This window comes from Corynebacterium sp. HMSC056F09 (genome assembly GCF_001815785.1).
Classification (GTDB): domain Bacteria; phylum Actinomycetota; class Actinomycetes; order Mycobacteriales; family Mycobacteriaceae; genus Corynebacterium; species Corynebacterium hiratae.
In genome coordinates this window covers 1-438 of record NZ_KV821908.1, presented here as the reverse complement: position 1 = coordinate 438, position 438 = coordinate 1, and the positions used below count along the sequence as shown (strand labels likewise).

The window sequence follows — 438 nt, the reverse complement described above, 5'->3', positions numbered from 1 at the left end:
TGTTATGTCCATGGACTTTTTGGACACGGAGTCCAGTAACTTTTTGGGCTAGGAGTCCAATGACTTTTTGGACGTGGAGTCTCCCTGCTTTTTGGGCAGGGAGTCTTTGGTGTTTTTGGACAGTCTCTAGCTCGTCTTACCGGTTATGGTTTCTTTCGTCTCGACGGGCGCGGACGCGACAGGATTGGTTTGATCTCTGGTGGCCGGCGGTGCCACATTCCTTCGACATGCCCGATGTTGATCTGTCCGCCGGCTGGACGCTCAAGTAGCTTGATGGGCAGTGGGAATGAAAACAGTGCTTCACCATCATGATCAGTGAAGAACTCAGCGGTGTCATCGGTAACGTGGCTGTATATGAGCCGGTTTTTAAACCGGAGTCCTACATAGAATCCATAGCCCAGGATGCGCACCACTCCGCTTTTGTTGATCCACAGTGTG

At 51.6% G+C, this 438-nt stretch carries 1 pseudogene; it reads right to left on the bottom strand.

Going from position 1 to position 438, the window contains the following annotated elements:
* Nucleotides 1-143: 143 nt before the first annotated feature.
* Nucleotides 144-438 (bottom strand): annotated as a pseudogene (locus HMPREF3056_RS12945) (transposase); the annotation flags it as partial.